This window comes from Spongisporangium articulatum (genome assembly GCF_044465595.1).
Taxonomy (GTDB): Bacteria; Actinomycetota; Actinomycetes; order Actinomycetales; family Kineosporiaceae; genus Spongisporangium; species Spongisporangium articulatum.
Genome location: NZ_JBITLV010000004.1, coordinates 89,139 through 110,257, shown reverse-complemented (window position 1 = coordinate 110,257; position 21,119 = coordinate 89,139). Strand labels below are relative to the sequence as shown.

Sequence of the window (21,119 nt, the reverse complement as noted above, 5' to 3'; positions counted from 1 at the left end):
GTGTTACCGCGATTCAGCCCTGCGGACCCGTACCGTCCTCTGCGGCGGCATCGGCGTCCGCTCCTGCGGCCTGCCGGTTCGCCAGTCGTTCGTGGGTGCGTTGCTCGAGGGCCTGAGCCAACTCCTCCCGCTGACGGCGCAGCAGGATGTACGAGAGCACCAGCGAGATGACCGCGGCCAGCACGAAGGTGATCAGGCCGCGCATCCCGAGCACGAACAGCAGGCCGAGGCTGGCGACGAACAGACCGAGTCGCAGGACGGTGAACTTCAGCAGGGCCACGTGCACGAGGTCAGCCTAGTGGCCTCCCGCCCGGGTCCGGCTGCGAGTACCGGCCCCAGGCCGGACGGCCCGGGGCGTGGAGGGGAAACACGAATGCCGGCACAACCGCTGCACCGCCGGGGCGCCCGGGTCCGCGCCCGCTCCAAGCCGTCCGTCGACGACGCCTCGCTGCCGGCCCCGCTGCTGCACGCACCGACCCCGCTCGACCTGCTGCTCGAGGACTCCTCGCCCGGCCGGCTGTTCCGCCGGACCACCACCGAGCCCGGCCGCGACGACCGGCCCGACGACCTGCCGTTCCCCGAACCGGGCCGGCCCGCCCGGGCGGACGGTCGGCCACTCGGCCGCGACTCGCGCCGGACCGGACCGTCGGTGCCCGGGGGGTCCGCGTCCGGGGGGTCCGCGTCCGGAGGGTCCGCGTCCGGGCTGTCGGTGTTCGGGCTGTTCGACGCCGAGGTCATCGGCACGCCGGCGGCCGGTGAACCCCTCTGGACGACGCCCGGTGACACGCCCTACGGGGAGTCCGACCTGGCCGCCCTGGCCCGCGCCGTCCGGGCGCCCGACGCCCCCTCGGCCGACGAGCTCGAAGCCGCCCACAGCTCGGGCGAGCCGGACGGCCCGGACGAGGCCGAGAGTCCCGCCGGCCCGGACGAGGACGACCCGTTCGCGGCGCTCGGCCGCCCGCGCCCTCCGGCCAAGGCCTACTTCGCCCCGGATGCCGGCGCTGACAGCATCCACGGCGACGAACCCTCCGACGCGGTGGCCGACGTCCCGGCCGACGTCCCGGCCGACGAGCCGTCCCCCGGGACGGACGGTGCGGACGACGGCCCCGCGGACGACGAGCCCACCGAGCTGTGGGCCGCTCCCGACACCGATGGGCGCCCGCTCCGCGCGCCGGGCGCCGACCTGCACATCGACCTCTCCGACGGGCCCCGGCTGATCACCCGGCCCCGGGACGGATCCGGCGACCGGCCGCTCGTCCCGGCGCCGCGCGCCGCCGGGCCCGACGAGGACACCGAGACCATCGGCGACCCGGTCGACCTGATCGAGGACGCCGACCTGACCACGGGGCGCCAGGCCCAACCGCGCGAGGCCGACGACGTCCCGCCGGCCGCCATCCGCTGGGCCGCGCCCGAGCCGGGGCCGCCGGCACCCCCGACCGATTTCGACGCGGTCCTCGGGGCCGACCCCGCGCTGCTGATCCCGGGCCTGGCCCCCCGCGAGCAGCGCACGTCGTTCGTCACGCCGCCGGCCCCCGGTAAGGGTCGGGCGCCGAAGCCCTCTACACCGCGCACCCCCGGGGCCGGCCCCGAGCCCCGGCCGGGCGGGGCGCCGTCCGACTCCATCGCGATGCCGCGGCTGCCCGAGCCGACGGTGGCCGTCACCCTGGCCGCCGTCGCCGCGATCGGGGTCGGCTCGTCCGGCGCCCCGGCCGCCGCCTGGCTGCCGGTCGTCGGGCTGGCGCTGGTCGCCCCGCTCAGCGTGATGACCCCGGAGCAACCGCGGCTGCGGGTGCTGCGGGCCGGGCTGATGCTGGCCGCCGCCGCGGCGCTGCCCCTCCTGCACGAACCGACCGGGGCGATCGCCGTCCTGATCGCCGTGGCCGCCGCGGGTACCTACCCGATCGGCCTGGCCGAGCGGCAGTCCCGGATCGTGCTGGCCATGGCCGGTGCCGCGCTCGCCGTCCCGCTGCTGGCCGGGATCGCGATCGAGGGGTTCGGGCCGGTGGTCGACTCGCTGACCGCCCCGGCCGGCGCCCCGCTGGACGCGACCCTCCTCGGACGGGTGCGGGTCGTCCAGCTGTGCGGCGTGCTCGTCGTCCTGCTGGTCGGGATGACGGCGGTGTCGGTGCGCCGGGCCCTGGCCACGACCGCCGAGCTCGCCGTCCGCCGCGAGGCCGAGGCCGCCGAGGCCGCGGCGCGGATCGGCCGGGCCTCGACCACCGACGCCGAGTCCGGCCTGCCCAACCGCGACGCCCTGCTGCGCGCCACCACGGCGGCCCTCGAGGCGCGCACCGCGCACGACCTGGAGCCGTCGCGTGACCAGGTCGCCGTGCTGATCGTCGAGGTCGACCGGTTCGACGTCATCGCCGACAGCCTCGGGGCCGCGCTGGCCGACGACGTGGCCCTGCAGGTCGCCCGCCGGCTGCGCTCCGGCCTGCCCGCCCAGCAACTGGTAGCCCGCCTCGCCCGGCACCGGTTCGGCCTCCTGCTGCCGCACGCCACGCCCGACTCGTGCGCCGGCGTGGCCCGCCGGATCACCCGGCTGATGGAGCGCCCGGTCGTCGCCGGGGCCCGGGACTACTCGGTGACCTGCTCGGTCGGCGCCGCGCTGCGCGGTCCGGGCCTGCGCGACGCGCACGACCTGCTGCAGGCGGCCGACGAGGCCACCCGCGCCGCGACGGCCGCGGGCACCGCCCGCTGGGTGCTGTTCGACCAGGCCGTGCGGGCCGCCGCGCACAGCCGGGCCAGCCTGGAGATCGAGCTGCGGGACGTCGTGCGCACCGGCGCCGTCGAGGTCTACTTCCAGCCGCTGGTCGCGCTGGGCCGGGCCGGCGACGACGGCGAGGGCGACGGCGAGGACCGGATCGTCGGGGCCGAGGCGCTGGCCCGCTGGATCCGCAGCGACGGCAGCAGCGTGCCGCCGACCACGTTCATCCCGATGGCCGACGAGCTCGGCATCGGCGGCGAACTCGGCCTGCAGATCGCCGACCTGGCCCTCGACGCGCTCGTCGACTGGCGCCGGAGCGGCCTCCAGGTCGACCAGGTCTGGGTGAACGTCTCCCCCGCACAACTGCGCGACCCCGACCTGGCCCACGACCTGGCCGCGCGGCTCGCGACCCGCGGGCTCCCGCCGTCCAGCCTGGTCGTCGAGGTGAGCGCCGCCCACCTGGTCGAGGCCGAGCAGACCCAGACCACGCTGAGCATGCTCCGCTCGCTCGGCATCGCCGTCGCGCTCGACGACTTCGGCCGCTCCGGCACCTCGCTGTCGGCGCTGCGCAAGCTGCCGGTCAGCGCGGTGAAGCTCGACCACGTGCTGGCCGCCGAGCTGGGCCGCGGCGAGTCGGGCGACGCCGTACCGCGCTCGATCGCCCAGCTGTGCCGCTCGCTCGGGCTGCGGGTGATCGTCGAGGGCGTGGAGACGATGATGCAGCTGCGCGGGGCCCGCGACATCGAGGCCGACGCCGTGCAGGGCTTCGCGATCGCCCGGCCGCTGCCCAGCGAGGACATCGTCTCGCTGCTGCTGAAGCGACCGGCGCTGCGGCGCACCACCCCGGAGCAGTCACGATCCGGCAGCACTGCTCGCTGAGCGTCCTCACCGCACAAGGACCTGGCCTACAGTGGGGTGATGGGTCAGGTGGTCTTGGCACTCGTGATCATCGGCGTGACCATCTACGCCTTCATCGACTGCGCGCGGTGCGACCCGACGACGGTGCGGGGGCTGCCGAAACCCTTCTGGCTGGTGGTGATCGTGGTGCTGGCCCCCGTGGGCGGCATCGCGTGGATCCTCATGGGCGACTCCTCGGCCCCGAACCATCAGATGGGCCGCTCGCCGCGCACCATCGCCCCCGACGACGACCCCGATTTCCTGCGCTCGCTGAACAACGAGCCGAACGACGTCAAGCCGGACGACGAGAACTAGCGCCGGGACTCAGTTCGAGCCCACGCCGGCGTAGGAGTGCAGGCCGGAGAAGAAGATGTTCACGACCAGGAAGTTGACCAGCACGCACGCGTAACCGACCAGCGCGAAGTAGGCGGCCCGCCGGCCGTCCCAGCCGCGGGTGGCCCGGGCGTGCAGGTAGCCCGCGTAGACCACCCAGATCACGAAGGTCCAGACCTCTTTCGGGTCCCAGTTCCAGTAGCGGCCCCAGGCCTTCTCGGCCCAGATCGCGCCCGCCATCAGCGTGAACGTCCACAGCGGGAACGCGATGGCGTGCAGCCGGTAGGCGGTGTGCTCCAGCTCCGCGCTCGGGGGCAGCTTGTTCATGAAGTTGCCGCCCTTGAGCGTCTTCCCGGCGGCGCGCTGCTGCTCGCGACGGTCCTGGACGAGCTGGATGATCGTCACCGAGAAGCCGAGCGTCAGCAGCGCCGAGGCGATGAACGCGATCGACACGTGGATGATCAGCCAGTAGCTCTGCAGGGCCGGCACCAGCTGCGCGGCCTCGGTGTAGAGCACGGTCACCGCGAGGCCGAGGATCAGCAGCACCGGGCCGACCACGAACGTGCCCAGGAACCGCAGGTCCTTCTTGAACAGGGTGACCAGGAAGACCCCGGTCACGACCACCGCGCCGCTGACCGAGAACTCGTACATGTTGCCCCAGGGCGCGCGGTGCGACGCGGCGCCGCGGGCGATCACGCCGCCCAGGTGCAGCAGGAACGCCAGCCAGGTCACGGTCACACCGATCGCGGCCGCCTTGCGCCGCTCCGGGGTGACCTGCTCGGGGACGACGCCCGCGGCCTGGTCGGGGACGCCCGCCACCGGGCGGCCGCCGGGAGCGGTCAGGGCGGCGGCCTTCTGCTTGGGGGCCGCCTGCTGCTCGGCGGGCTTCTCGGCGACCCGCCCGCGCCCGGAGAGGTCGATCGTGAACGCGGCGAGCGCCGCCGCGTAGGCGGCCATCGCCGAGTACACGAGGTTGTTGCTCAGGTGAGCCAGGTTCTCGTCGACCGTCACCGTGACGCCTTCCGCTGTTCGAGTGCTGCCAGCACGCCGTCCACCTCGGCGCCCAGACCCCGGTCGCCGTCGCTGCGGGCCAGGCCCGCGACCTGCACCACCGTAGAGGTGCCTTCCTGAGCCTCGACGCGCACCCACACCCGGCGCCGCCGGACGAAGAGGGAGAGGGTCAGCCCGACCAGGGCCGCGACCGCGAAGACCAGCACCCACTCCTTCGTCGGGTCGTGCCGGACGTCGAACGCCGCGTAGCGCTTCAGCCCGTCGAAGGTGACCGTGCCGGCGCCGTCGGGCAGCGTCACGGTGTCGCCGGGCTTCACCATGACGCTGAAGACGCCGCCGTCCTTGGTCTTCAGCTGGGTCATCTTCGACGTGTCGAGCGAGTACACGTTCTGCGGCGTGCCGCCGTCCATGTTCAGGTCGCCCGTGTAGGCGGTGAAGATCAGCCGCGGGTTCTTCGCGTCCGGGAACACCGACACCGGCTGGCCGATCTCGTTCTGCGCCTCGGTCGGCAGCAGCACGCCGATCAGCCCGATGCCCTTCGGCTTCGCGTCGGCCGCCTTGATCACGCCGTTCGAGGTGTAGACGCCGTCGACGGGCAGGAACGGGGTGCCGGTGGCGTCGGACTGGACGACGTTGCCCTCGCCGTCCTTGACGGTGATCACGGGCGCGTACCCGTTGCCGACGAGGAAGACGCGCGCGCCGTCGACGTCCAGCGGGTCGTTGAGCCGGATCACCTTGGACTCCTGCGGCGCGTCCACGTCGCGGCGGTAGTCGACGGACGCCTCGAAGTCGCGGGCGGCGCCGAACTGGTTGCCGCCCACGGCCTCCTCGAACCGGACCTTGAGGGAGTTCAGCGTGAACGAGAAGGGCGGCAGGTCGTCCTGGTCGACACGGCGCCCGCCGGTGAACGAGTCGTAGTCCACGAGCGTGTTCGAGAACGACTGGCCCTCGACCACGATGACCTGCCCGGAGTAGGCCAGGAACGACCCGGCCGCGATCGCCGCCAGCAGCCCGAGCAGGGCGAGGTGGAAGACGAGGTTGCCGGTCTCGGCGAGGTACCCGCGCTCCGCCGACAGAGCCAGCGGATCGCCGTCCGTAACCCGCGTCCGGTATCCCTTGCGCCGCAGCCGGTTCCGGGCGGCGGCCAGCACCTGCTCGGCCGTCCGGCCGGCCAGCACGTCGTCGTCGAGGGTGAGCTCGCGGTGCTCGGGGAGGCGGGCGAGTCGGCGCGGGACGATCGTCGGGCCCTGCCGCATGGCCTGCCAGTGCTGCCGGGAGCGGGGCAGCACGCAGCCGATCAGCGAGATGAACAGCAGCAGGTAGATCGCGGAGAACCAGGGCGAGTTGTAGACGTCGAACATGCCGAGCTTGCGCAGCGTCGGGCCGACGGTCGGGTGGTCGAGCAGGTAGCTGGTGACCGAGGAGGGGTTGATCCGGTTCTGCGGGAAGATGCTGCCCGGCACCGCGGCGACGGCCAGCAGCATCAGCAGCATGAGCGCGACCCGCATGCTGGTGAGCTGTCGCCAGACGAACCGCAGGGTGCCGAGCACCCCGAGTTTGGGCAGCACCGGAGCCTCGGACGTGCCCTTGCGCCCTTCGGGGCCCGGCTCCTCGGGCTCGTCGGGGGGCGCGGTCGAGGACGTGTCGTCGGTGATGGCCATCAGAGCGCCACCTCGAATCCGGCGATGCTGCCCTGCACGGTGACCATCAACTGGCTCCACAGCCCGGTGACCAGCAGCACGCCGATGAGCACGAGCATCGCGCCGCCGAAGCGGGTGATGGCCAGGCGGTGCCGGCGCAGGACGTCGAAGCTCTCGCTGGCCCGCTTGTAGGCGACCGCGGCGAACAGGAAGGGCAGCCCGAGGCCGAGGCAGTAGAAGGTGGCCAGCAGCATGCCCCGGTCGGGCGAGGTCATGCCGAGGCCGAGGATCGCGCCCAGCGTGGGCGACGAGCACGCCGTCCAGCTCAACGCGAACGCGACGCCGAGCACCGGCGCGCCGGCCAGCCCGGCGGCCGGCCGGATCGAGGGTCGCCAGCTGCCGGCCAGACGCGGGGCCAGCCCCGCGAAGATCAACCCGAGCACGATGACCACGACTCCCAGCCCCCGCGAGATCTGGTCGTTGTAGCGGTAGAGCGACTCGCCGACGACGCCGACCCAGTACCCCATCAGCACGAACACGGCGGTGAACCCGGCCACGAAGAGCGTGGCCCCGGCGAGCATCCGGGTGCGCCGGCGGTTCTCCAGGTCCTCCCCGGTCAGGCCGGTGACGTAGCCGAGGTAGCCCGGGACGAGCGGGAGCACGCACGGCGAGGCGAACGAGACGAGGCCCGCGAGGACCGCCACCGGTAACGCGACCAGCAGCGACCCGTCGACGACGCTTCCACTCACCGCGACCTCACTGCGCCGACGCGTCCTCGACGAGGTCGACCAGCGTGGTCTTGGTGATGGCCCCGCTGACCCGGGCGGCGATCCGGCCCTGGGCGTCGAGCACCAGCGTGGTCGGGATGGCGTTGGGCGGCACGGCCCCCTTGAGCCGCAGCAGCAGGTCGCCCTTGTCGACCAGGCTGGGGTAGGTGACGCCGAAGTTCTTCTCGAACGCGATCGCCTTGGCCGGGTCGTGGTCCGCGGTATTGATGCCGACCATCTTGACGTCCTTGGTCGCCAGCTCGACCGATGCGGCCTGCAGGGCCGGCGCCTCCTCCCGGCACGGCGAGCACCACGAGCCCCAGACGTTGATCACCACGGGGTTCCCGCGGTAAGCGGCGAGGTCGAGGCTCTTCCCGTCGAGCGTCGTCCCGCTCAGCGAGACCGGCTCCTTGCGCTGCTCGGAGGGGACCACGGTGATGCCGCTGCCCTGCACGAACCCGGCGTCACCGCCCTTCGTCCCACCGCCCCCGCCGGTGCACCCGGCCAGGAGCAGTCCCGCGCTGACGACGGCGACGACGATGCGCTTCATGGTCAGGCCCCCGCGACCTTGCTCGCACCGGGCAGCAGGTCCCGGCTCGGTTCGGTGTAGTCGATCTCGACCAGGCGGTCGCCCTCGTAGGTGAACGACGTGACGCTGGCCAGCGCGCACTCCCGCTTCCGGGGGTCGTGCCACAGCCGCTTGTGCTCCAGCGACAGCCGGGCGATCCAGACCGGCAGCTGGTGGCTGACCAGGACGGCCTCGTGCCCGGCCGCGGCGTCGCGCGCGTCGGCCATCGCAGCCTGCATCCGGTCCGCGATCTGCTGGTACGGCTCGCCCCACGACGGGCGGAAGGGGTTGCGCAGGTGCTTCCACTGCCGCGGGTGGGCCAGCGACCCGTCCCCGACGCCGAAGGTCTGCCCCTCGAAGACGTTGCCGGCCTCGATGATCCGCGGGTCGGTGCCGATCGCCAGGTCGTGCGCCGCGGCGGTCGGTTCGGCGGTCTGCTGCGCGCGCTCCATCGGCGACGACACGACCAGGACGACGTCCCGGCTGGCGAAGTACCCGGCAGCCCGCTCGGCCATCCGCAGCCCCAGCTCGGACAGCTTGAACCCGGGCAGCCGCCCGTAGAGCACGCCGTCGGGGTTGTAGACCTCGCCGTGCCGGAGCAGGTGGACGACGGTCCGCCCGCTGCCGGTGTCGCCCACCGGAGGCGACACGACGCCCGCGTTGGCGGCGGGGTCGGCGGGCAGGGGCTCGGACGGCGCCGGCGGGACCGCGGGGTTGATCAGACGGTCGCGGGCCTCGGGTGAGGTCTCGGCCGTCGGGGTCACCTGCGGCGCTTCGGGCTCCTGCTCCGTCACGAACTCATCCTCCCAGCCGCCGCCCGGGCCGCCGCAGGCAGGGCCGCGACGATCTGGTCGAGGGCCGCGTCGTCGTGGGCGGCGGACAGGAACCAGCACTCGAACGCCGACGGCGGCAGGTACACGCCCTGGCTCAGCATCGAGTGGAAGAACGCCGTGAAGGCCGGCAGGTCCTGCTGTTTGGCGTCGTCGTAGTTCACGACGCGGGACAGCTCGGTGAAGAAGACGGAGAACATGCTGCCGGCGAACTGGACGACGTGCGGGACGCTCTCGGCGCTCAACGCGACGGACACCTGCTCGGCCAGTTCGCGAGCGACCTTGGTCAGGTGGGTGTAGACCTCGTCGGTGGCGTGCTGCAGCGTGGCCAGCCCCGCCGCGGTGGCGATCGGGTTCCCGCTCAGCGTGCCGGCCTGGTAGACGGGGCCGGCCGGGGCGAGCTTGGCCATCACGTCGGCCCGGCCGCCGAACCCGGCCGCGGGGAAACCCCCGCCCATCACCTTCCCGAAGGTGAACAGGTCGGGGGTGCCCTGGTCGGCCTCGAGCCCGTACCAACCGGCGCTGCTGCACCGGAACCCGGTCATCACCTCGTCGCTGATCAGCAGCGCGCCGTGCTGCTGCGTGACGCGGCGCAGGGCGGCGGTGAACCCCGGTTCGGGCGGGACGACGCCCATGTTGCCGGGGGCGGCCTCGGTGATCACGGCGGCGATCCGGTCGCCGTGCTGCGCGAACGCCGCCTCGAGGGCGGCCACGTCGTTGTACGGCAGGACGATCGTGTCCGCGGCGCTGGCCCCGGTCACGCCGGGGGTGTCGGGCAGCGCGAAGGTCGCGACCCCGGAACCGGCGCTGGCCAGCAGCGCGTCGACGTGCCCGTGGTAGCAGCCGGCGAACTTCACGACGGCGCTGCGGCCGGTGAACCCCCGGGCCAGCCGGACCGCGCTCATGGTCGCCTCGGTGCCCGACGAGACCAGCCGCACCTGCTCCACCGGGTGTGCGCCGGCGTCGGGGGCGGCGGCGTTCATCCGCCGGACGATCTCCTCCCCCAGCGCCACCTCGCCCTCGGTGGGGGTGCCGAACGAGAACCCGCGCGCGACGGCCTGCTGCACGGCGTCCAGCACCGCGGGATGCTTGTGCCCGAGGATCATCGGCCCCCACGAGCAGACCAGGTCGACGTAGCGGCGCCCGTCGGCGTCCGTCAGGTACGGCCCCTCGCCGGCCGTCATGAACCGCGGCGTGCCCCCGACGGCCCGGAACGCCCGGACCGGCGAGTTCACCCCGCCCGGGGTCACCCGGGAGGCCCGCTCGAACAGTTCCTGCGAGGCCGGTGCGTCGTACGGATAGCTCACCCGCCCATCCTCGCAGGGCCACCTGTCCGTCGGCCGCCACCCCGAGGAGACGCCCGCCACGGCTTGAGCCTCGGGCGGCGGGTCGAGCGCCGCCACGCCGTAGGCCGCCCGGCGGACGGCGGGTGGCCAGTCAGGACGTGGGCGGTCCCGCGTGCGGCTCCAGCGCGAGTAGTCACGCTGGGCCATCCTGCGCCACGGGTCCCGGATGTAGGTCTCGGGCGGCCGGACCAGGCCGTACACGTCGCCCCACCATTCGAGGTACCAGGGGTCGAGGATCAGCGGCAGGTGGGCCGGGTACCGGCGGCCGGCGCCGTCCCGGCAGTCGCCCTGCCATTCGAGCAGGGGACTGACGAACCGCGACTGCCCGTCCACCACGACCAGGGTGAGGTCGGCGACCGCGAGCACCCGCTCCAAGAACCGGACCGACGGGACTCGCGCTCCGGTCTCCAGCCGGGCGACGGTCGACTGGGGCACCGCCAGCCGCTCGGCCAGCCCACGCTGACTCAACTCGGATCGACGCCGCACCTGGCGCGTGTAGTCCCCCGACGGAAAGCCCTTGTCCCACATCCCCAGAGCCTTGCCGCAGATGGGTGACGACCACCCGGTACGAGCCCACTCCTGTGGACAGACCCCCATTCCTGCCTGCTGTGGACGACAAGTTCCGCACGCACGCCCCCTCGCCGGGGATGAATCGAGAGGACGGCACGGTCACGACCTCGAGCTTTGCCGTGAACGCCCATCGGCCTTCACGGCGCCTTCGGACCCAGCCGCGACCCCGACTGCCGATTGGCTCTCACGGTTAGCTCTGAGACCAATGCCGGCTCATCGGCAGGCGGGGCAGCCGGGGCCCCGGCAAACGCCAATCGGCGCTCACGGCAAAGCTCGAGCGGCTGCCCTCCCCACATTCCGCCGGCCGCGCCGGCCCACCGTCCGGAACCGGGCGTGGTCTCCGAGCGTTCCGCCTGTTAGGTTAGGTAAACCTAAGTAGTCGGAGGAGAAGGTGACTGTGACGTTGTCCGCCGAGACCCAGCCCGAGGTCCTGCCGTACCGGACCTTCGACACCGAGGTCGTGGCGTTGCGCCGGCTGTCCCCGAGCTTCCTGAGGGTCACGGTCACCGGTGACGAGCTGCGCGACTTCGCCGACAACGGGCTCGACCAGCGGATCAAGGTGATCCTGCCGCTGGCGGGGGCGGGGCACGGCGGGTTCGAGCACTTCCCGCGGGAGACGGACTGGTTCCTGCCCTGGCGGGCCCTGCCCGACGAGCGGCGTAACCCGGTGCGGACCTACACCGTGCGGTCCGCCCGGCCGGCGTTGCGGGAGGTCGACATCGATCTCGTGCTGCACGGCGATGCGGGGCCGGCCTCCCGCTGGGCGAACCGCGCGGTGATCGGCGACCGCATCCTGCTGGTCGGGCCGGACGGCCGGTTCGACGGGCCGCACGGTGGGCTGGTCTGGAACCCGCCGGCCGGGGCCGAGGTGCTGCTGGTCGGGGACGAGACCGCCGTTCCGGCGATCGCCGCGATCCTCGAGCGGCTGGCGCCGGGGACGACGGGCCGGGCCCTGATGGAGGTCCCGGCAGCCCGTGACGCGCTGGACGACGTCAGCGCCCCGCCCGGCGTCGAGCTGCTGTGGTTCTTCCGCGGGTTCGGGCGCACAGTCGGCGACCTCCTGGTCCCGGCCCTGCGGGAGCTGTTCCCCGCGGCGGGCCGGGCGGCCGACGTCGCGGACCTGCCGGAGGGCGAGGTCCTGTGGGACGTCGAGGAACTCACCGGGCCGAGCACGGGCTACGCCTGGCTGGCCGGCGAGGCCGGGATGGTCGTGGCGCTCCGCCGTCACCTGCTGCGCGATGCGGGCTGGCCCAAGGGCAGCGTGGTCAGCATGGGCTACTGGAAGTACGGCGTCGCCGGGGCGTGAGGAGAGCCGGCGGGCCTCTCAGGGCGCGCTTCTCAGCGCAGCGAGGCGGCGAGTTCCGCGGCCCAGTACGTCAGCACGATCGACGCCCCGGCCCGGCGGATCGACAGCACCGACTCGGCGATGGCCCGCTCGCGGTCGATCCAGCCATGGGCGGCCGCCCCCTCGATCATCGAGTACTCACCCGAGATCTGGTACGCCGCAACGGGTACGTCGAACCGGTCGGCCACCCGGGCCACGACGTCGAGGTAGCTCATGGCGGGCTTCACCATCACCGTGTCGGCTCCCTCCGCGATGTCGAGGGCGACCTCGCGCAACGCCTCGGCGCCGTTGGCCGGGTCCTGCTGATAGGCGCGCCGGTCACCCGTCAGCGACGACTCCACCGCGTCGCGGAACGGGCCGTAGAACGCCGAGGCGTACTTCGCGCTGTACGCGAACACCCCGACATCGGTGCGGTCGGCGTGGTCGAGCGCGGCCCGCACGAAACCGACCTGCCCGTCCATCATCCCGCTCGGGCCGACCATGTGGACGCCCGCGTCCGCCAGGGCCAGCCCCATCTCGGCGTAGCGCACCAGGGTCGCGTCGTTGTCGACCTCGCCGCCCGGCGTCAGCACGCCGCAGTGACCGTGGTCCGTGAACTCGTCGAGGCACAGGTCGGCCATCACGACCAGGTCGTCACCCACCTCGGCCCGCACGTCGCGGGTGACCACGTTGAGGATGCCGTCCGGGTCGGTGGCGCCCGACCCGACCGCGTCCTTGGTCTCGGGTACCCCGAACAGCATGATCCCGCCCAGCCCCAGCGCCACGGCCTCGGCGGCCGCCTTGCGCACCGACTCGCGGGTGTGCTGGACGACGCCGGGCATCGAGGCGATCGGCGCGGGCTCCGACAGGCCCTCCTTCACGAACACCGGCAGCACGAGATCCGCCGGGTGAAGCCGGGTCTCGGCCACCATCCGGCGCAGGGCCGGGGTCGAGCGCAACCGCCGGGGCCGGGTGCTCGGGAAGCTCGGGCCGGAGCCCACTGCGCGCGAGAACCCGGCCGTGCTCACTTGGCCGACCGCCGGCCCGCGGGCCGCTTCTGCGACGGGCGCAGCACCGGCTCGCCCGCCTCGTCGGCCGAGAGCCGCAGCGCCGCACCGAAATCGGCCAGCGCCTCGATCAGCGCCTCGGCGCTGGGCTCGGACGCGAGGACGTCGACCCGCAGGCCGTGCTCCTCGGCGGTCTTCGCGGTCTGCGGGCCGATGCACGCGACGACCGTGGTGGCGTGCGGCTTCCCGGCGATGCCGACCAGGTTCCGCACCGTCGAGGACGACGTGAACACGACGGCGTCGAACTGCCCGGTCTTGATCGCCTCGCGGACCTCGGCGGGCGGCGGCGCGGCGCGCACCGTGCGGTACGCGGTGACGTCGTCGACCTCCCAGCCGATCTCCTGCAGGCCCGCGACCAGGGTGTCGGTGGCGATGTCGGCCCGCGGCAGGAACACCCGGTTGATCGGGTCGAGCATCCGGTCGTATGCCGGCCACACCTCGAGAAGGCCCACGGCGGACTGGTTCTCGGTCGGCACCAGGTCGGGCTGGATGCCCCACTCGCGCAGCGCGGCGGCGGTCACCCCGCCCACGGCGGCGATCTTCAGGCCCGCGAACGCCCGCGCGTCCAGCCCGAACTCCTCGAACTTCTCCCGGATCGCGCGCACGGCGTTCACCGACGTGAAGCCGATCCACTCGTACCGCCCGGTGACCAGACCCTTGACGGCCTTCTCGATCTGGTGCGGCGTGCGCGGCGGCTCGACCGAGATGGTCGGCACGACCTGCGCGGTGGCCCCGTGGTCGGCCAGCCGGGACACGACGCCCCCGGCCTGCTGCTTGGTCCGTGGCACGAGCACCCGCCAGCCGAACAGCGGCTTGTTCTCGAACCAGGAGGCCTTCTCGCGCAGCGCCGCGGCGTCGCCGACGACGGCGATCATCGGGCGACCGAGCGTGGCGGCCGGCAGCAGGTCGGCCAGCTCGCCCAGCGTGCAGGCCAGCGACCGCTGCTGGACCGTGGTCCCGTTCGCGGTGACCACGACGCGCGTCGCGGGGCGGCGACCCGCCGCGAGCAGTCCCTCGGCGGCACCCAGGATGTCGTCCTGCGCGCCGAGCACCACGACGGTGCTGTGCGCCCCGGCGTGGGCGGTCCAGTCGACGTCGACCCCGTGCGGGTGCACGACGTGCAGCGCGTCGGTGCCGGCCGGGGTCAGCGGCACCCCGGCGTAGGCGGGCACGGCGCTGACGGCGGAGACGCCGGGCACGATCTCGAACGGCACGTGCACCTTGCGGCAGGCCGCGATCTCGTCGGTCAGCCCGGTGAAGGTGGCCGGGTCGCCGTCCATCAGCCGCACCACGCGACGCCCGCCCTTGGCCGCACCGGCGACCAGCTTGGCCCGCGACGCGCGGGTCATCGGCTGACCGTCCTCACCGAAGCCCGCGTCGAGCACCTCGACGTCGGCGCGGCAGTGGGCCCTGATGACGGCGTCGCGGTCGAGCTGGTCGACCACGACGACGTCGGCGTCCGCCAGCCGTTCGACCGCGCGCACGGTGAGCAGTCCGTCGTCACCGGGCCCCGCCCCGACGAACGCGACGGAGCCCGTCCTGCTGGAGCCCTTACGAGCTGCGTGGGTGGCGCTCACTGGTCACCTTCCGGGTCGTGCTGTGGTGCTCGGGCGGGAGTTTCACTGTCCGGGGCGGACATCAGGTCGGCGGCACCCTCGGCGAGCATCTGCTCGGCCAGCGCGTGCCCGGCCGCCCGCGCCCGTTCGGCACGGTCGGCTCCCGACGAGCCGGATATGTCCGGGGCCAGCGGGACGACGCTCGACCTGCGCATCGTCACGGACCCGTCGAGGGCGGCCACCATCGCGCGCAGCGACAGCTCCGGGCCGTCGTCCCCTTCGACCACGTCGGCGAGCGCGCCCACGGGCGCCGAGCACCCGGCCTCGAGCCGGGCCAGCAGGGCCCGCTCGGCGAGCACGCAGGCCAGCGCGTCGTCGTCCTGCACCAGCTCGAGCGCCTCGCGCAGCGCGGGGTCGGCCTCGCGGCACTCGACGGCGAGCGCCCCCTGGCCGGGGGCGGGCAGCATCAGCAGCGGGTCGAGCAGTTCGGTGATCTCCGCGGCCCGGTTGATCCGGCGCAGGCCGGCGACGGCGAGCACGACGGCGTCCAGCTCGCCGGACGTCACCTTGCCCAGCCGGGTGTCGACGTTCCCGCGCAGACCGACGACCTCGTGACCGAGCCCGAGGGCGAGCAGCTGCGCGGCCCGGCGCGGCGACCCGGTGCCGATCCGCGCGCCGGCGGGCAGTTCGGCCAGGGTCAGACCGTCGCGGGCGACGAGCGCGTCGCGCGGGTCCTCGCGCAGCGGGACGACGACGGGCGAGAGGCCCTCGGCGGGACCCGTCGGCAGGTCCTTCAGCGAGTGCACGGCCAGGTCGACCTCGCCGCGCAGCAGGGCGTCGCGCAGCGCCGTAACGAACACGCCCGTACCGCCCAGCGTGGCCAGCGGCGTGTTGTCCTTCGCCGTGGCGTCACCGTGCGTGGTCACCTCGACCAGCTCGACCTCGACGGTCGCGCCGAGCGCGGCCAGCGACTCGGTCAGCCGGTCGGCCACCCACTGCGACTGGGTCAGCGCCAGCTTGCTGCGCCGGGTGCCGAGCCGCAGCTTGCGGGGCAGTAGCGCGGGCGGGAACTCGACGCGGGTGGGGACGATCCCGACGGTGGTCATCGCGGCACCTCCCCCGACGACGGGTCGGCGGCGCGCAGGGAGGTCAGGTCGAGGCCGTGCTCGCTGGTCACGGGCGGCGAGACCCGCACGGGGACCGGCAGGTCCGACGGCAGCCCGGTGACCGCCTCGGCGGGTTCCGGCCCCAGGTTGAACAGGGCCCGCAGCGCGGTCGCGTAGCTGGTGCCACCCGGTTCGGCGGCCAGCTCCTTGACCCGCACGGTCGGCGAGTGCAGCAGCTTCTCGACCACCCGGTGCACAGCCTGCTCGAGCTCGGCGCGCACGTCGTCGCCGACCGGCTCCGACCGCGCGTCGAGCCGCTGGTTGAGCCGCTCCAGCTCCGACGTGACCACCCCAAGAGCCATCTCGCGCAACGCGACGACGGTCGGGCTGACCGCCTCGGACCGCTGGCCGGCCAGGTAGGCGGTGACCTCGTCGGCCACCAGCGCCCGCGCGGCGGCGAGGTCCTCGGCGAGGCCGCGCTCGGCCAGGTCGGCCCCGAGCCGTTCCAGGTCGAGCACGTGCACGCCGGGCAGCGTCGCCACCTCGGGTTCGACGTCGCGCGGGAGGGCCACGTCGACGTACACCTGCGCGCGCCCGCCCCGCGCCGCCTGGGCGTCTCGGGCGGCCGCCACGGTCACCAGGTGCTCGGTCGCCCCGGCGCAGGCCAGGACGACGTCCGCGGCCTCGAGGGCCTCGGCCAGCCGGTCGAGCGGCAGCCGGCGGCCGCCCACGGAATCGGCCAACCGGTGCGCCTTCTCGGCGGTCCGGCTGATCACGGTGATGCCGGCGGCCCCGGCGCGCTGGGCGGAGGCGGCGGCCAGGCCGCTCATCGCACCGGCGCCGAGCACGAGCACCTCACGGCCGGCCATCGACGGCGCCCCGGGTGCCCCGCCCAGCAGGGTCGCGGCGGCCTCCAGTCCGTACTCGACGAGGTCGGGACCGGCCTGATCGAGCCGGGTCTCGCTGTGCGCGCGCTTGCCGACCCGCAGGGAGTTCTGGAGCAGGTGCGACAGCGACCGCCCCACGGTGCCGGACGACTGGCCGGTGCGCATCGCCGTGCGGACCTGCCCGAGGATCTGCGCCTCGCCGACGGCCATCGAGTCCAGCCCGCTGGCCACCCGGAACACGTGGGCGACCGCGGCCGCGTCGTAGTGCACGTACAGGTGCTGGGACAGCTCGTCGAGCGGCACCCCGGTCGCCCGGGCCAGCCCGGTGCCGATCTCGTCGACGCCGCCGTGGAACCGCTCGACGTCCGCGTAGATCTCCAGGCGGTTGCACGTGACCAGGCAGACGGCCTCGCGCACCTCGACGGCGTCGGTCAGCTCCAGCGCCAGCTTCTCGGCCTGCTCGCCGGTCAGGGTGGCCCGCTCGAGCAGGTCGATCGAGGCGGTGCGGTGGGACAGGCCCACGATCAGGGTGCTCATCCGGCCGCCTCCTTCGGGAGGTCGACCGGCGGCGCGATCGTCGCGTCGTCGTCGAACAGCCCGCCGGCCAGGTCGCTCGACAGGTCCTCGGCGAGATCGGAGGCGGCCCGGCGCTGCTCGTGGAAAGCCAGGATCTGCAGCTCGGTGGAGAGGTCGACGCGCCGGACCATGACGCCGTTCGGCACCGACAGCACGCAGGGGGCGAAGTTCAGGACACCGGTCACGCCCGCCGAGACCAGCCGGTCGCAGACCTCCTGGGCCACGTCGGCCGGGGTGGCGACCACGCCGATCTGCACCCGCAGGTCGCGGACCACGCGCTCCAGCTCGGTCAGCGGCAGCACGGGGAGCCCCGCGACCGCCGTCCCGACGATGTCGGCCCCCGCGTCGACCAGCGCGGCGACGCTGAACCCGCGCGACCCGAAGCCGCCGTAGTTGGCCAGCGCGCGACCCAGGTTGCCGACCCCGACGATGACGACCCGCCAGTCCTGGGTCAGGCCGAGCTCGGCGGAGATGTGCTGCACGAGGTACTCGACGTCGTAGCCGACCCCGCGGGTCCCGTACGAACCCAGGTGCGAGAGGTCCTTGCGCAGCTTCGCGGAGTTGACCCCGGCGAGCGCGGCCAGTTCCTCGGATGAGACGGTGGGGACACCACTCTCGGCGAGACCGGTCAGAGCCTGCAGGTAGACGGGCAGGCGGGAGACCGTGGCGTCGGGGATGCCGTCACGGGTGGGGCGCGTTCGCACGCCCAACCGTTGCGGTCGTTGACGACTCACGGGCTTGCCGGCTCCTTCGATGACGGCCCAGATTGCGGTCGGTACCTGGTCAGCTGACGTGGATCTGCTGGGGCGGCAACAGCCTATGCACTTGTGAACGCACGCACAAAGTCGCGAGCGTCACCTTCGGCGGTCTCGGAACCACCGCCGCCGACCGGCCAGAGCACCCCGCAGGCGGCTCTCGTCGACCCGGAAGACGTCGTGCGGTTCGCCGTCCACCAGCACGACCGGGATCTGCTCGGCGTACCGGGTGAACAGGTCGGCGTCGTCCAGGATCGAGCGCTCGGCCCACCCCGCCCCTGTGTCCTCCGCCACACGGCGCACCACGAGCCGCGCGTCGTCGCAGAGGTGACAGCCGGGTTTGCCGATGAGGGTGATGCGCGGCGCGCTTCCTGGCCGGACGCCGGGAGCGGCCGCCTCGGGTTCGGGCGTCGGTCCCACGACGGCAGCCTATCCCGCGCAGAGGGGTGCATCACCCGAACGGCGCAGCGCGCGCCGGACGATCTGTAGGGTCGGGCGGGTGCGCAGGCCAGGAGGGCGAGCAGCCACGCCCGTGCTCACGCGACTGATGCCCGTGCTGGGCCCGACGCTGCTCCCGGCCCTCACGGTGATGGCGATCGCCGCCACCAAGCACCCGCGCACCGTCTACACGTCCGACTCCGTGGCCCAGCAGGCGCTGATCACGACGTGGCTGGACGTCGGCCACGTCACGACGTACGTCCCGCCGGACACCTGGGTGCTGAAGCTGCCGGTCTACGTGGTGCTGGAACTGCTGCCGCTGTCGCCGCCGGCCCGCATCCTCGGGGCGGTGCTGGCGCTGAACGCGATCACGTTCGTGCTGCTCGGCCTGGCGGCCCGGCTGCTCGCGCCGACCGCCCGCTGGTGGGAGCTGACCGTCCCGCTGACCTGGCTGGCCGCCCTGGGCGGCGGCGTGGCCGGCAACCGGATGCTGCCGAACTACCGCAACATCGAACTCGGGCTGTGCTTCCTGCTGCTGGCGCTCGCCGCGCGCTACCTGCAGGGCGAGCGGACGACGCCGGGCCGGTTCGGGCCCCGGCTCGCCGCGGCGCTCGGCGTGGCGTTCGGGCTGGCGGTCTTCTGGCTCGACGACCCGTACTTCGAGATCCTCGTCGCCGCACCGCTTCTGGTCGCCTGCCTGGTCTGGTACGGCCTGCGAGCCCGGCTGTGGGGGCTCGAGCGCGACGGGCGCTACCTGTGGCTGGCCGGGTCGTTGGCGGGCTCGTTCGTGCTGTACCCCGTGCTGGTGCGGCTGGTCGCGCTCGCCGGGTTCGAGACCGGCGACGGCGGGAAGACGCTGGCCGAGTCGCTGGCCGCGGTCTGGGACCACGTGGTGCTGCTGCCGCCCGGGGTCGGTGTGCAGCTGGGCGTCGACGACTGGTCGAGGGGCCCGGTGGACGACGCCGCGCACGTCCTGCTGCTGGTGGCCCTCGCGCTCACCCTGGCGGCGTCGAGCGCGCTGGCCGTCGTCGGCTGGCGACGCCGGCAGCTGCTGCCGGTGTTCCTCGGGCTGCACTGGCCGCTGGTGATCGCCGCCTACCTGCTCAGCTGGTACGCGCAGGACATCCGGACCAGCCGCTACCTCGTGCTGATCGTGTACGACGCGGCGCTCGCCACCGCCGTGCTGGCGCCAGTGCTGCGGGCCCGGCGGCCGCGGCTGGTCGCGCCCCTGGCCGGGTTACTGGTCGTCGCCGCGGCGCTCACCGGCGGGACGACGGCCGCCGCGGCCCTGGACGCGGCCTCCCGACCCTCGCCCGACCTCGAGTACCAGGCGTCCGTCGTCCGGGCGGTGCGGTCCGCGGGCGCCGACAAGGGGTACGCGCCCTTCTGGGCCGGGACGATCAACGCCTACCTGGCCGGGCGGCCCCGCACGTCGGTGGAGCTGGTCTGCAGCAACCACCGGCTGGCGACCCGGCAGTGGTTGTCCGACACGTCGCGGCTGACGCGGCCGGCTCCGCGGGTGTTCGTCGTCTGGGTGCCCGACGCCCTGACCCTGAGCGGCTGCTCGGCGGCCACGCGGGACGCCCAGTTCGGCCCGCCGGCCCGCGTGATCGCGGCCGGGCGCGGGACGCAGGTGCTGGTCTACGACCACGACATCGACGGTGTGTTGACCTCCGTCACGCCCTGACGTTGTTACCCGTCCGTAAGCGGCGAACGTCACCCGTCCGGACGATGCGACGCACACCACTCACACATGCCTCGCGCGTACAGTTGAGGACATGGTTGCGGGTGAGGTCGAGTCTCCGGCTCCGGGCCAGTACCTGGCCCCCCGAGCGCTGCCCCGGCCGGCCGGAAGACCGGCGCTGAGCGGCCCCATCCCCCTGCGCACGGTGTCGGAACGCGCGGTCGGCGACCCCACCGCGGCGGCGTTCTTCGACGTCGACAACACCATCGTGCGCGGCGCCTCGATCTTCCACATCGCGCGCGGCCTGTACCGGCGCGGCTTCCTGACGTGGCGCGACATCGTCAAGTTCGCGTGGCAGCAGGCCCAGTTCATGGCGGTCGGTGAGAACACCTCGACGGTGGCCGACGTCCAGGCCCGGGCCCTGGCCTTCATCGCGGGCCGGTCGGTCGCGGAGATGCGGGCGGTCGGCGAGGAGGTCTTCGACGAGCTGCTGATCGACAAGCTGTGGCCCGGCACCCTGGCCCTGGCCCGGATGCACGAGGACGCCGGGCAGCGGGTCTGGCTGGTCACGGCCACCCCGATCGAGATCGCCCAGGTGATCGCCGAGCGGCTCAACCTGACCGGTGCGCTGGGCACGGTCCCCGAGCACGTGGACGGCGTCTACACCGGCAAGCTGGTCGGCGCCGCGATGCACGGTGAGGCGAAGGCGGCCGCGGTCCGGGCGCTGGCCGAGCGCGAGGGGCTGGCCCTCAAGCGGTGCGTGGCGTACTCCGACTCGGCGAACGACATCCCCTTGCTGTCACTGGTCGGCCACCCCGTCGCGGTGAACCCGGACCACGCGCTGCGGGCGCACGCGCGGGCCAACGGCTGGCAGGTGCAGGACTACCGCACCAAGCGCCGGGCCGCCCGGATCGGCCTGCCGTCGGCGGCGGCCGGGGTGCTGGCCGGGGTCGCGGTGGGCGCGCTGGCCGCCAACCGGCGCCACCGGACGGCCGGGTAAACGTTGCGCTGAGGCGCTGATTTCGGGCGGTTCCGCCGGTAACGTCGGTCCATGGGG

The 21,119-nt window shown here is 73.7% G+C and carries 18 protein-coding genes and 1 pseudogene; 5 read left to right on the top strand and 14 right to left on the bottom strand.

From position 1 onward, the window contains the following. Positions 1–13: 13 nt before the first annotated feature. The gene (locus ACIB24_RS13025; RefSeq protein ID WP_398280739.1) at positions 14–286 is read right to left on the bottom strand and encodes a DUF4229 domain-containing protein; all 273 of its coding nucleotides are present in this window, start codon (positions 284–286) and stop codon (positions 14–16) included. Between the two features lie 87 nt (positions 287–373). On the opposite strand from ACIB24_RS13025, the gene ACIB24_RS13020 reads away from it, so the two are divergent. Beyond that, positions 374–3,586, top strand: coding sequence for an EAL domain-containing protein (locus tag ACIB24_RS13020; RefSeq protein ID WP_398280736.1), 3,213 nt, complete (start codon positions 374–376; stop codon positions 3,584–3,586). Between the two features lie 39 nt (positions 3,587–3,625). Beyond that, positions 3,626–3,919, top strand: coding sequence for a PLD nuclease N-terminal domain-containing protein (locus tag ACIB24_RS13015; protein WP_398280733.1), 294 nt, complete (start codon positions 3,626–3,628; stop codon positions 3,917–3,919). A gap of 9 nt (positions 3,920–3,928) precedes the next feature. Here the strand turns inward: ACIB24_RS13015 and ccsB are convergent, their stop codons facing one another. The 7 genes and pseudogenes from ccsB to ACIB24_RS12980 form a co-directional block, all read right to left on the bottom strand. Then, positions 3,929–4,948 carry a c-type cytochrome biogenesis protein CcsB gene (gene ccsB / locus ACIB24_RS13010; protein WP_398280730.1) on the bottom strand — a complete coding sequence of 340 codons (1,020 nt, stop codon included), beginning with the start codon at positions 4,946–4,948 and terminating at the stop codon, positions 3,929–3,931. After that, positions 4,945–6,609 carry a cytochrome c biogenesis protein ResB gene (gene resB, locus ACIB24_RS13005; RefSeq protein WP_398280727.1) on the bottom strand — a complete coding sequence of 555 codons (1,665 nt, stop codon included), beginning with the start codon at positions 6,607–6,609 and terminating at the stop codon, positions 4,945–4,947. Before resB ends, ccsB begins: the two co-directional genes overlap by 4 nt. After that, entirely contained in the window at positions 6,609–7,337 is a 729-nt protein-coding gene (locus ACIB24_RS13000; RefSeq protein WP_398280724.1) for a cytochrome c biogenesis CcdA family protein, read from the bottom strand. Before ACIB24_RS13000 ends, resB begins: the two co-directional genes overlap by 1 nt. 7 nt (positions 7,338–7,344) lie before the next feature. Further along, a complete protein-coding gene (locus tag ACIB24_RS12995; RefSeq protein WP_398280721.1) occupies positions 7,345–7,905 on the bottom strand; it encodes a TlpA family protein disulfide reductase in 561 nt (186 codons plus the stop codon). A 2-nt stretch (positions 7,906–7,907) separates the two neighbouring features. Further along, on the bottom strand, positions 7,908–8,561 hold the full coding sequence (locus ACIB24_RS12990; protein ID WP_398281875.1) for a histidine phosphatase family protein: 654 nt from the start codon (positions 8,559–8,561) through the stop codon (positions 7,908–7,910). 152 nt (positions 8,562–8,713) lie between these two features. Next, positions 8,714–10,060 (bottom strand): glutamate-1-semialdehyde 2,1-aminomutase, encoded by a 1,347-nt coding sequence (hemL, locus tag ACIB24_RS12985; RefSeq protein ID WP_398281872.1) that lies wholly within the window; start codon positions 10,058–10,060, stop codon positions 8,714–8,716. A 390-nt stretch (positions 10,061–10,450) separates the two neighbouring features. Then, positions 10,451–10,627, bottom strand: a pseudogene (locus ACIB24_RS12980) (helix-turn-helix domain-containing protein); the annotation flags it as partial. A 433-nt stretch (positions 10,628–11,060) separates the two neighbouring features. Here ACIB24_RS12980 and ACIB24_RS12975 point away from each other — a divergent pair. Next, a complete protein-coding gene (locus tag ACIB24_RS12975; protein ID WP_398280718.1) occupies positions 11,061–11,975 on the top strand; it encodes a siderophore-interacting protein in 915 nt (304 codons plus the stop codon). A gap of 32 nt (positions 11,976–12,007) precedes the next feature. Here the strand turns inward: ACIB24_RS12975 and hemB are convergent, their stop codons facing one another. The 6 genes from hemB to ACIB24_RS12945 all read right to left on the bottom strand — a co-directional run bounded on the left by hemB (position 12,008) and on the right by ACIB24_RS12945 (position 18,297). Continuing rightward, positions 12,008–13,021 carry a porphobilinogen synthase gene (gene hemB, locus ACIB24_RS12970; RefSeq protein ID WP_398280715.1) on the bottom strand — a complete coding sequence of 338 codons (1,014 nt, stop codon included), beginning with the start codon at positions 13,019–13,021 and terminating at the stop codon, positions 12,008–12,010. Then, entirely contained in the window at positions 13,018–14,637 is a 1,620-nt protein-coding gene (locus tag ACIB24_RS12965) for a bifunctional uroporphyrinogen-III C-methyltransferase/uroporphyrinogen-III synthase (RefSeq protein ID WP_398280712.1), read from the bottom strand. The genes hemB and ACIB24_RS12965 overlap by 4 nt, the downstream gene beginning before the upstream one ends. Continuing rightward, a complete protein-coding gene (gene hemC, locus ACIB24_RS12960) occupies positions 14,634–15,722 on the bottom strand; it encodes a hydroxymethylbilane synthase (RefSeq protein ID WP_398280709.1) in 1,089 nt (362 codons plus the stop codon). The genes ACIB24_RS12965 and hemC overlap by 4 nt, the downstream gene beginning before the upstream one ends. Then, on the bottom strand, positions 15,719–17,146 hold the full coding sequence (locus ACIB24_RS12955) for a glutamyl-tRNA reductase (RefSeq protein WP_398280706.1): 1,428 nt from the start codon (positions 17,144–17,146) through the stop codon (positions 15,719–15,721). The genes hemC and ACIB24_RS12955 overlap by 4 nt, the downstream gene beginning before the upstream one ends. After that, a complete protein-coding gene (locus tag ACIB24_RS12950) occupies positions 17,143–17,895 on the bottom strand; it encodes a redox-sensing transcriptional repressor Rex (protein ID WP_398281869.1) in 753 nt (250 codons plus the stop codon). The genes ACIB24_RS12955 and ACIB24_RS12950 overlap by 4 nt, the downstream gene beginning before the upstream one ends. Positions 17,896–18,039: 144 nt before the next feature. Then, entirely contained in the window at positions 18,040–18,297 is a 258-nt protein-coding gene (locus ACIB24_RS12945) for a glutaredoxin family protein (protein WP_398281866.1), read from the bottom strand. 175 nt (positions 18,298–18,472) lie between these two features. Here ACIB24_RS12945 and ACIB24_RS12940 point away from each other — a divergent pair, with 175 nt between their 5' ends. Both ACIB24_RS12940 and ACIB24_RS12935 read left to right on the top strand, forming a co-directional pair. Continuing rightward, positions 18,473–20,065, top strand: a complete 1,593-nt coding sequence (locus ACIB24_RS12940; protein WP_398280703.1) for a hypothetical protein — start codon at positions 18,473–18,475, stop codon at positions 20,063–20,065. Positions 20,066–20,156: 91 nt separating this feature from the next. Then, the gene (locus tag ACIB24_RS12935; protein WP_398280700.1) at positions 20,157–21,062 is read left to right on the top strand and encodes an HAD family hydrolase; all 906 of its coding nucleotides are present in this window, start codon (positions 20,157–20,159) and stop codon (positions 21,060–21,062) included. The last annotated feature ends 57 nt before the right edge of the window (positions 21,063–21,119 follow it).